This window comes from Propioniciclava sp. LT294 (genome assembly GCF_059516005.1).
This window is the reverse complement of sequence record NZ_JCAKNG010000004.1, coordinates 150,088-160,589: the sequence shown is the minus strand read 5'-3', so window position 1 is coordinate 160,589 and position 10,502 is coordinate 150,088. Positions and strand designations below refer to the sequence as shown.

At 71.0% G+C, this 10,502-nt stretch carries 7 protein-coding genes; 3 read left to right on the top strand and 4 right to left on the bottom strand.

From position 1 onward, the window contains the following. Position 1: 1 nt before the first annotated feature. The gene (locus AC5YDA_RS07170) at positions 2-1,465 is read left to right on the top strand and encodes a CCA tRNA nucleotidyltransferase (RefSeq protein ID WP_496189719.1); all 1,464 of its coding nucleotides are present in this window, start codon (positions 2-4) and stop codon (positions 1,463-1,465) included. Positions 1,466-1,586: 121 nt separating this feature from the next. After that, a complete protein-coding gene (locus AC5YDA_RS07165) occupies positions 1,587-2,477 on the top strand; it encodes an EamA family transporter (RefSeq protein WP_496189720.1) in 891 nt (296 codons plus the stop codon). Between the two features lie 20 nt (positions 2,478-2,497). Here the strand turns inward: AC5YDA_RS07165 and AC5YDA_RS07160 are convergent, their stop codons facing one another. Together AC5YDA_RS07160 and AC5YDA_RS07155 are read right to left on the bottom strand one after the other, a co-directional pair. Further along, entirely contained in the window at positions 2,498-5,059 is a 2,562-nt protein-coding gene (locus tag AC5YDA_RS07160) for a glycogen/starch/alpha-glucan phosphorylase (protein ID WP_496189721.1), read from the bottom strand. A gap of 84 nt (positions 5,060-5,143) precedes the next feature. After that, positions 5,144-5,974 carry a uracil-DNA glycosylase gene (locus tag AC5YDA_RS07155; RefSeq protein ID WP_496189722.1) on the bottom strand — a complete coding sequence of 277 codons (831 nt, stop codon included), beginning with the start codon at positions 5,972-5,974 and terminating at the stop codon, positions 5,144-5,146. A gap of 22 nt (positions 5,975-5,996) precedes the next feature. Here AC5YDA_RS07155 and AC5YDA_RS07150 point away from each other — a divergent pair, with 22 nt between their 5' ends. Then, positions 5,997-7,013 (top strand): zinc-dependent alcohol dehydrogenase family protein, encoded by a 1,017-nt coding sequence (locus AC5YDA_RS07150; RefSeq protein WP_496189723.1) that lies wholly within the window; start codon positions 5,997-5,999, stop codon positions 7,011-7,013. 75 nt (positions 7,014-7,088) lie between these two features. On the opposite strand, the gene AC5YDA_RS07145 is transcribed toward AC5YDA_RS07150, so the two are convergent. Both AC5YDA_RS07145 and AC5YDA_RS07140 read right to left on the bottom strand, forming a co-directional pair. After that, the gene (locus AC5YDA_RS07145) at positions 7,089-9,221 is read right to left on the bottom strand and encodes a S9 family peptidase (protein WP_496189724.1); all 2,133 of its coding nucleotides are present in this window, start codon (positions 9,219-9,221) and stop codon (positions 7,089-7,091) included. Positions 9,222-9,294: 73 nt separating this feature from the next. Further along, the gene (locus AC5YDA_RS07140) at positions 9,295-10,479 is read right to left on the bottom strand and encodes an ROK family protein (RefSeq protein WP_496189725.1); all 1,185 of its coding nucleotides are present in this window, start codon (positions 10,477-10,479) and stop codon (positions 9,295-9,297) included. Positions 10,480-10,502: the final 23 nt, after the last annotated feature.

The following is a 10,502-nucleotide window of genomic DNA, read 5'->3' as shown; positions in this document are numbered from 1 at the left end:
CATGGTAGGCCCGGTAGACTGGTCGATCGTGCCGAGCCTCACCGTTGACCAGCGTCGTGCCCTCGAGGCGGCGGTGCTGGCCACCCCCGTCATCCGCCGCGTCGCGGACGCCTTCGCGGCGGCGGGGCACGACCTCCACCTCGTCGGCGGACCCGTGCGCGATGCGCTCATGGGGCGGGGGATCCACGATCTCGACTTCACCACGCCCGCGCGGCCGGACGCCATCGAGGCGGTCCTGCGCGGGCTGACCCGCACCACCTGGGACATGGGGCGCGAGTTCGGCACCATCGGCGCGAGCGTCCGGGTCGGCGACGTCGAGGAGATCGTCGAGGTCACCACCTACCGCGCCGATTCCTACGACCCCACCTCGCGCAAGCCGACCGTGTCGTTCGGTGACTCGCTCGTGGACGACCTCGTGCGCCGCGACTTCACCGTCAACGCCATGGCCCTGTCCGTGGTGTCGGGCGCCTTCGAGGATCCGCACGGCGGTCTGGCCGACCTCGAGGCCCGTGCGTTGCGGACCCCCTCGACCCCCGAGGTGTCGTTCAGCGACGACCCGCTGCGGATGATGCGGGCGGCGCGCTTCGCCTCACAGCTGGGCTTCGAGCCGGCACCCGAGGTGGTCGCAGCCATGACCGACATGGCGGAACGGATCGAGATCATCTCCGCCGAGCGTGTCCGGGACGAGCTCTCGCGCCTGCTGCTGTCGGACTCCCCGCGCGCCGGCCTTGACCTGTTGGTCCGCACCGGGTTGGCGGATCGGGTGCTGCCCGAGGTGGCCGCCCTGGTCCGGGAGGTCGACGAACACGGGCGCCACAAGGACATCTACCAGCACACCCTCACCGTCTTGGAGCAGTCGATCGACCTCGAGCGGGAGCGTGGGCACCAGCCCGACCTCGTCGGGCGCCTGGCGGCGGTGTTCCACGACGTCGGGAAGCCGCGCACGAAGCGGTTCGAGGGTGGCGGCAAGGTGTCCTTCCACCACCACGACGTGGTCGGCGCGAAGATGACCAGGAAGCGGCTCACCGAGCTCCGGTTCTCCTCCGACGAGGTCAAGGCGGTCGCCCAGCTGGTCGAGCTGCACCTGCGCTTCCACGGCTATGCGGACGCCGACTGGACCGACTCCGCGGTCCGCCGCTACGTCCGCGACGCCGGTGACGTGCTCGAACGACTCCACATCCTCACCCGCGCGGACTGCACGACGCGCAACGCCCGCAAGGCCAACCGCCTGCGCACCGCGTACGAGCAGTTGGAGTGGCGGATCGACGAGCTGGCCGAGCGGGAGGAACTGGACGCCATGCGCCCCGACCTCGACGGCACGCAGATCATGGAGATCCTCGGCATCGGGCCGGGCCCGGCGGTCGGGCAGGCCTACAAGTTCCTCCTGGAGAAGCGCATCGACGAGGGTCCGCTGGGCGAGGAGGCCGCCCGTGAGGCGCTGCTCGCCTGGTGGGGGCAGCGGTAGCGCCGCCCAGGCGCCGGTTCCCGCGGTTGACTCCGCTTGGTAGCGGCGTTTCCCCAGACATCGGGTGCCCAGCCCCGGTGGCGCCCCCTCCGCGGCGTCCGTGAGGCGCCATGATGGGTCCGTGCAGAGGGCGAGGGGGGCGGCGGAGCGGCTGGCGTCCGCCCCCGTCGTGCTGGTGCTGGTGGCGATCGCATCGGTGCAGCTCGGCTCTTCGCTGGCCAAGGATCTCTACTCCTCCGCGGCACCGCTGACCGTCGCCTGGCTGCGGCTCCTGGGAGCTGCGGTCGTGCTGGGCCTGCTCACGCGGCCCCGGTTGAGGGGGCACACACGACGCGACTGGGCCTGGGTGGTCGCGTACGGTCTGTGCCTGGCGGGCATGAACGTCACGTTCTACCTCGCCATCGAACGCATCCCGATCGGCATGGCGGTGACCCTGGAGTTCCTGGGCCCCCTGGGCGTCTCGGTCGCGCACTCCCGACGGGCGCGTGACCTGCTGTGGGTCGGCCTGGCCGCGCTCGGTGTGCTCCTCCTCGGCTTCTCGCCCGGGACGCTCGACCCGATCGGCGTGCTCTGGGCGCTCGTGGCCGGCGCGTTGTGGGCGAGCTACATCCTGCTGGCCGTCCCGGTGGGACGGGATTGGTCGGGGGTGTCGGGGGTGGCCGTGGCCTTCTGGGTCGGCCTCGTCGGGTTGACCCCCCTGGTGCTGGCGCTGGGGCTGCTCCCGTCGGCCCTGCCCGCGGTGTGGGGGACGGGCCTGGCCATCGGCCTGCTCTCCTCCGCAGTCCCGTACGGCCTGGAGATGATCGCCCTGAGGCGCATGGAACCGCGGGTCTTCGGCATCCTGATGTCCCTTGAACCCGCGGCGGCCGCGCTCTTCGCGCTGCTCATGCTGGGCGAGGAGCTCCGCCCGATCGAGATCCTCGCGATGGCCTGTGTCGTCGTCGCCTCGGCCAGCGTCGTGGCCACCACCAAGAGGCGCGTCCAGGGGGAACAGGGGCAGGGCCGGGGGTGATGCCCCCGGCCCTGCCGCCCTCAGAGCATCGGCTGCGTGTGCCAGATGCGCTGGATGTAGTCGCGCATCGAACGGTCGGAGCTGAAGTAGCCGGTGCGGGCGACGTTGAGGATCGCCGAACGCGTCCACGCCTCGGTGTCGGCGTACTTCTCCTCCACGCGTGACTGGGCGTCGATGTAGGACTGGAAGTCGGCCAGGGCCATGAACCGATCGCCGTCGAGCAGGTTGTAGACGACCGAGTCGAAGAGGTGCCGGTCGCCCCCGCTGAAGTGGCCGGACAGGATCAGGTCCAGGGCGGCCTTCAGCTGCGGGTTGCTCCGGTAGTACGAGGCCGGGTCGTAGCCCTTGGTGCCCAGCTCGGCGACCTGCGGCTCGTTCATGCCGAACAGGAAGAAGTGCTTGTCGCCCACCAGCTGGCGGATCTCGACGTTCGCACCGTCGTCCGTGCCGACGGTGAGGGCGCCGTTGAGGGCGAACTTCATGTTGCCGGTGCCGGACGCCTCCATGCCGGCGAGCGAGATCTGCTCGGACAGGTCGGCGGCCGGGATCAGCTTCTCGGCCAGGGTCACGTTGTAGTTCGCCGGGAAGGCGACCTTGAGGCGTCCCTCCAGGAGCGGGTCGTTGTTGACCGTCGCCGCGACCTTGTTGATGAGGTGGATGGTCTCCTTGGCCATCGTGTAGCCCGGGGCGGCCTTCGCGCCGAACACGACGGTGCGGGGCGTGATGTCGGACGCCGCGACCTTCCCCGACAGCACCTGCTCGTACAGCGACACGATGTGCAGGAGCTTCAGCGACTGGCGCTTGTACTCGTGCAGACGCTTGACCATGACGTCGAGCAGGTGCCCGTCGGGCAGCTCGATCCCGTCCCGGGCCTTGAGCAGGTTGGTGAGGCGCTTCTTGTTCCAGGCCTTGACCTCGCGGAAGCCCGCGCGGAAGTCGGTGTCCTCGGCGTACGGCTCGAGCTCCTTGAGGCGCTCCAGGTCGGTGATCCAGCCGCTGCCGATGGCGTCCGAGATGAGGTCGGACAGCTTCGGGTTGGCCATCTTCACGAAGCGGCGCGGGGTGACGCCGTTGGTGACGTTGGTGAACTTGTCCGGCCACAGTTCCGAGAAGTCCGGCAGGACCTTGTCGCGCAGCAGCTGCGAGTGCAGCGCTGCGACGCCGTTGACCTTGGTCGCCGCGATCGTGGCGAGGAAGGCCATGCGGACGCCGCGCTGGGGGTACTCGGAGATGATCGACATGCGACGGGCGCGCAGCTCGTCGCCGGGGAACGCCTCGCGCACCTCGGCGAGGAACTCCTCGTTGATCTGGTAGATGATCTCCAGGTGGCGCGGCAGCAGCCGGCCCAGCAGGTCGGTCGACCAGACCTCGAGGGCCTCGGGCAGCAGCGTGTGGCAGGTGTAGGCGAAGCAGCGCCGGGTGACGTCCCACGCCTCGTCCCAGGCGAAGCCCTTCTCGTCCACGAGGATGCGCATGAGCTCCGGCACCGCGATGACGGGGTGCGTGTCGTTCAGCTGGAAGTGGATCCGGTCGGGCAGGTTGTGGAGGTCGAAGCCGTCCTCCAGCTCGTTGTCGATGAAGTCGCGCAGCGAGCAGGCCACGAAGAAGTACTGCTGCTGGAGGCGCAGCTCCTTGCCCTGGGGCGTGGAGTCCTCGGGGTAGAGCACCTTCGAGATGTTCTCGGCGAAGGTCTGGGACCGGACCGCCGCGGCGTAGTCGCCCGCGTTGAAGATCTGCAGGTCGAACGCGTTGGTGGCGGTGGCGCTCCACAGGCGCAGCGTGTTCACGCGACCGTTCAGGTAGCCCGGCACCATGTAGTTGTAGGGGACGCCGAGGACGTTCCAGTCCGGGACCCAGCGGGTGCGCTCGGTGCCGTTCTCGTCGGTGTACTTCTCGGTGTGGCCGCCGAAGTCGACCTGCACGGACGCCTCGGGGTGCGGAAACTCCCACGGGGAGCCCAGCTTCAACCAGGAGTCGGGCTGTTCGACCTGGCGTCCGTCGACGAAGGTCTGGCGGAAGATGCCGTACTCGTAGCGGATGCCGTAGCCGATGCAGGGGACGTCCATGGTGGCCAGCGAGTCGATGAAGCAGGCGGCGAGACGGCCGAGGCCGCCGTTGCCCAGGCCCGGCTCCACTTCCTGGGAGCGCAGCGTCGGCAGGTCGATGCCACACAACTCCAGGCCCCTGCTGGCGATGTCGTTGAGGTCGGACGCCATGAGCGCGTTGCCGAGCTGGCGTCCGAGCAGGTACTCCGCCGACAGGTAGCCGACGGTCTTGGCCTGGGCCTCACGGGTCTTGCGGTTGGTCTCCAGCCAGCGGGCCATCAGGTAGTTCTTCACCGTGCTGGCGAGCGCGAGGTACTGGTCGTTGATGGACGAGCGCGACAGCGCCACGCCCTGGTTCGTGTTCAGCTCGTGCAGGAATTCCTTCACGAAGCCGTCGACAGAGAACGGCGGCGCGCCCACCGGCGCGGTGGCCAAGGGATGGGTGGGGGGCTTGGAGGGGCCGTACACCCGGTGGTCCGTGCTCGGGGTCTCGTCCGCGGGCAGGGGCAGACCGTTCTTCTGCGCAAGATCAGGCATGGGACCCAGCGTATCCACGCGCTCGCCCCGCTGCGATTCGGCCTACTGGGCGGACGGAGCGTCAGCACCCCGGCGCCATCGGCCTCACGGACGCAGTCGCGCGATCGCGGCGTCCAGCATGGGCTCGGTGAGCTTGCCGGTGAAGGTGTTCTGCTGGCTGACGTGGTAGCACCCCACCAACCGGACGCCACGGCCGCCGGGCAGCACCAGGGCCGCCTCGGCGCCGTGACCGAACTTCGGCTTGGGACGCGGTGCGGCCCAACCCAGGCGTCGGGCGGCGCCCAGGGTGGAGTCCCAGGCGATGGACCCGAGCGCCATGATCGCGGTGACCCGCCGCTGGGACAGCTGGAGGTCCCGGTCCAGCCAGTGCGCGCAGGTGGCCTTCTCCTCGGTCGTGGGCTTGTTCAGCGGCGGTGCGCAGTGCACCGGGGCGATGATGCGCAGTCCCGTGAGGACCATCCCGTCTCCGGCGCCCGTCGCCACGGGCCGGGACGCGAAGCCGGCCCGGTGCAGCGCGGCGTACAGCCAGTCGCCCGAGCGGTCGCCGGTGAACATGCGTCCCGTCCGGTTGGCGCCGTGCGCAGCCGGAGCGAGCCCGACGATCAGCGCGGTGGCATCCGGGTCGCCGAAGCTCGCCACGGGACGCCCCCAGTACGGCTGGTCGGCGAACGCGGCCCGCTTCTCCTGCGCGACCTGCTCCCGCCACGCGACCAGGCGCGGGCATGCGCGGCAGACGGTCACGGCTGCGTCCAAGGTGGCGCGGGATGCGTCCGCGGCCAGCAGGGCAACGGCGTCCGGGCCGGTGGCGACGGGAGTGTCGGCACAGGCGGGGTCGCCCGGCCACCCCGTCCCGGGCGGGACCGGGGACGCGAACGGCTGCCCGGTCAGCGGATGGGGCAGGGGAACGGACGCCATGGCGACACCTTAGGCTCGGACCATGCGTGGAGTGATCTTGTACGGACCCGGCGACGTCCGGGTCGAGGAGCGTCCGGACCCCGTCCTGAAGGAGGCGACGGACGCGATCATCAAGGTGAGCGCGACGTGTGTCTGCGGCTCCGACCTGTGGAGCTACCGGGGCATCAACGACCCCACCGACCCCCATCCCATGGGCCATGAGTACTGCGGCGTGGTCCAGGCCGTGGGCGACGAGGTGCGGGACGTCAAAGTCGGCGACTTCGTGGTCGGCGGGTTCTACGCGTCCGACAACACGTGCGCGCACTGCAGGGCCGGTTTCCCGAACGGGTGCGTGCAGCACCAGTGGTACGACGGCTGCCAGGCCGAACTGCTGCGGGTCCCGCTCGCGGACGGGACCCTCGTGGCGACCCCGGAGCAGCCCGACGAGGCGCTGATCCCGTCCCTGTTGACCCTCAGCGACGTCATGGCGACCGGATGGCACGCCGCAGTGATGGCGGGCGTCAAGCCGGGCGGCACGGCGGTCGTGGTCGGCGATGGCGCGGTCGGCCTGTGCGGGGTGCTCGCGGCGTCCCAGTTGGGGGCCGGACGGGTGATCGCGATGAGCCGGCACGCCTCGCGGCAGGAGGTCGCGCGTCTGTTCGGCGCGACCGACATCGTGGAGGCGCGCGGCGAGGAGGGGGTCGCGCTGATCAGGGAGCTCACCGACGGCATCGGGGCGGACGCGGTCCTGGAGTGTGTCGGCACCGGGGACGCCATGAACCAGGCGATCGCGTGCGCGCGCCCCGGGGCGATGGTCGGCTTCGTGGGTGTCCCGCACGGGGTGGAGTTGCCGATCAACCAGATGTTCTCCCGCAACGTCGGCGTCCGGGGCGGCATGGCGACGGTCCGGACGTACCTGCCCGACCTGATGGACCGGGTCCTGTCGGGCGACATCAACCCCGGGCTGGTGTTCGACCTGACCCTGGGCCTGGAGGACGCCGCCGAGGGCTACCGCGCCATGGATGAGCGCCGGGCGATCAAGGCGCTGCTGCGTCCCTGACCCGCCTGCATTTCCGGGTGGAAGAACCCCGAGGATCCTCGGGGTTCTTCCACCCGGAAATGCACACAATGGGGCTCAGCCGAGCCCGAGCGCGTCCGGAAGCCGGGGCGTCCGGCCGTGGACGTGCTCCCCGACGAAGCCGAGGACGACCTCGTACCAGACCCGCGCATGTTGCGGGGTGAGGATCCAGTGGTTCTCGTCGGGGAAGTACAGGAACCGGTGCGGGCTCCTGCCCTCGTCGTCGGCCGGCAGCCCGGACTTGCTGAGCAGCTCCCACCACAGGCGCAGGCCCTCGCCGATGGGGACGCGGTAGTCCTTGTCGCCGTGGATGACGAGCATCGGCGTGGTGATGTCGCCCACCGACTCGTGGGGTGAGTGGCCCTCGAGCAGGCCGCCCATCTCGCGCGCCCAGTAGAAGGGTGCGTCGGTGGTGGGCCCGAACTGGTCGAGCGCCCACAGGCTCGCGTGCGTGACGATCGCGGCGAAGCGATCGGTGTGACCGGCGATCCAGTTGGCCATGTAGCCGCCGAAGCTGCCGCCCATGGCGACGGTCCTGCTGCCGTCGATGTCGTCGCGCGCCTCGATCGCGTCGGTGATGGCCATGAGGTCGGTGTACGGCTTGTCGCCCCATGAGCCCCAGCCGCGCTGGATGAAGTCCTGGCCGTAGCCGGTGCTCAGCGCGGGGTCGGGCAGCAGGACGGCATAGCCCTGCGCGACCGCGACCCACGGCGTCCAGCGCCAGGACCAGGCGTTCCAGGAGCTGACCGGACCGCCGTGGATCCACAGCAGGAGGGGAGCGGGCTGCTCGGCCGAGGTGCCGTGCGGCGTCGCCAACCACGCGCGAATGCGGACGCCGTCGGCGGCGGTCGTCTCGACCTCGGTGAGCGTGCCGGGGAGTTCGGGGCGCTCGACGGGATTGGGGAGGCGGATCACGGCGTCGCCGTCGACGCGGACGACCTCGCTGGGGTACTCGTAGCTGGATCGGATGCCGTACACCGTGCCGTCCGGAGCGATCGCGGCGGCGCTGTACGCGGCGTCGTCGTGGGTGAGCCGGCTCACCTCGCCGGTGGAGACGTCCAGGCGGAACAGCGGGCCGCGTCCGTCCTGGTCGGCGTTCAGCAGCACCGCGTCGCCGGTGGGGAACCATGCGACGGGGGAGGCCCACTGGTCGAAGGCGTCACCGGTCGGGGTGACGATGCCCGAGGAGATGTCGAGCAGGCCCAACTCGTGGGTGGGCGCGGTCGTGGCCGTGCCGGTGCGGCCGAAGTTCACCAGCGCGCGGGTGCCGTCGGGGCTGATGGGGCCGGGGGAGTAGTCGGTGCCGGTGACGGGGGCGACGAGGTCGGTCCAGGTTCCGGCTGCGGTGTCGACCCTCGTGATCGTCGTGTGGCGGTCGCCCTTGGCGACCGCGATCGTGCGGCCCGCGAGCAGGAACGAGCCATCGGGGGAGACGTGGACGGCCGTCTCGCGCAACGTGGCGCCGGCGCCCTTGGTCAGCAGGCGGAGGCGACGGGGGGCGAGCGCGTCCACGGTGCTGGGCAGCGTCGGGTCGGTGGGCGCCTCCGCCTCGGCGGCCTCGTCCGCCTCGTCCGCGTTGGGCCTGGCCTCATCGGCCGGGGCCTCCTCCACGGCGAACAGGTGCGGCGCGTCCGGACCGAGGTCGGAATCCCAGTACCGGACGGAGGCGTCCGTGTGGAGGATCGCCGTGACCTTCTTCTCCTTGCGGAGATTGCGCAGGTCGGCGTCCGCCTTCTCGGGGTCGTCGGCCGCCTCGGCCGCCGGCATGAGTGGAGCCACGACGAAGACGCCGCCGTTGCGTCCGGTGTGCACCGACTGGATGCCGCCGGGCCGCGAGATCACCGGGCGCGCCTCGCCGCCCGCGGCGGGGATCATCCAGAGTGCGGCCACGGGGTCGTCGGCGTCGGCGTCCGGGTCGGGCCGGGCGCTGATGAAGTAGAGGTTGCCGGCGGCGTCGTGGGCGGCCCCCGACTCGCCCTTGGCGGATCGGGTGATCCGGCGTGCGGGGGCCTCACCCGTGGGGTCGACCTGCCAGACCGCGTTCGCGTAGCGGGTCTTCTTCGCGTCCAGGGTGGAGACGATCGTGGCCAACCGCTGGCCGTCCGGGCTGAGCGCCAACCCGTTCACGCGCGGGTACGCGATGAAGTGCTTGAGGTCGTGGAACGGTGTCTCAGGACGGCGACGTCTCATGGGCCCACCTTGCCACCGGGGTCAAGCAGGGTGGGGGGTCAGGCCGGCGTGCCGCGGCGGGTTCCGGCATGGTTCATATCGTCGACGAGCCGTTCGACGCGCTCGCCGCCACGAGGGCGTCCACCGCCTCGGGAGCGAGGGCCTGATCCAGCACCAGGGCGACCAGGCCCGACGCGGTGACGTGGTCGCCGGACACGATTCGGTACTCGGCCATGTCGCTGATCCGCGGGGACACCTGGGTCTGAATCGCCGCCGCGACCTCGCGCGCGATGGCGTCGCGCCCGCCGAGGAAACCGCCGAACACCACGTACTGCGGGTTCGACACCTGGACGAAGCCGCCGAGGTGCGTGCCCAGCAGTCGGGCGGCCGCGTGGACGAGCCCGACCACCTCCGCGTCACCGGCGTCGTAGGCCGCGGTGACGTCCCCCACCGTCGCGATGCCGGGGCGGGCGAGATCTCGTACCAGGGCGCGCCCGGTGACGTAGGCGGCGAGGCAGCCGCGCCGGCCACACGTGCACACGGGTCCCTCCCCCGGGGTGATCTGGAGGTGACCCAGGTCGCCCGCCGCGCCGGTCGAGCCGCGCATGATGTGCCCCCCGGTGATGAGCCCGATGCCCAGGCCGGTGGAGAACTTCACCCCCAGCAGGACTCCGTCGTCGTCCATCGGCGGCACTTCTTGGGCGGCGCCGAGCGTCAGGGCCCGTGCGTCGTTCTCCACGGCCACGTGGACGCCGAAGCGTTCCTGCAGTCGCTCCACCAAGGGGTAGTCGCTGTCGGGAAGGGCGATGGACACCAACCGCTTGCCCGTGTGGGTGTTCACCGGGGCGGGGATCGCCAGGCCGACCCCGAGCAGGCGGACGCCGCCGGCGCGCTCGAGCGCGCGCTCGCCCAAGCCGCCCAGCCGTTCCACCAGTGCGGGGATCGCCTCGTTGGGCGTGCGAGGCACGACCTCCTCGGTGAGCGCCTGCCCGTTGAGTTCGCACAACGACACCGTCGCACGGTGGTGGCCGATGTCGATGGTGAGGACGACCCGATCCCGATCGTCGAAGGCCACGACGGTGGCTGGTCGCCCGCCCGTTGGCGCACGCGTCCCCGACTCGTAGATCAACCCCGCCGACTGCAGTTGGTCGAGCCGTCCGTACAGCGTGGAGCGCGCCATCCCGGTGCTCGCGAGCAGGTCTTGGCGGGTCAGGCCACCTTCGCGGCGCAGGGCGGCCAGCAGCATGCCCGGTGTCGCCGCCGAGAGTTGCGAGGCCACGACACCACCCCTTTCCCCTGATC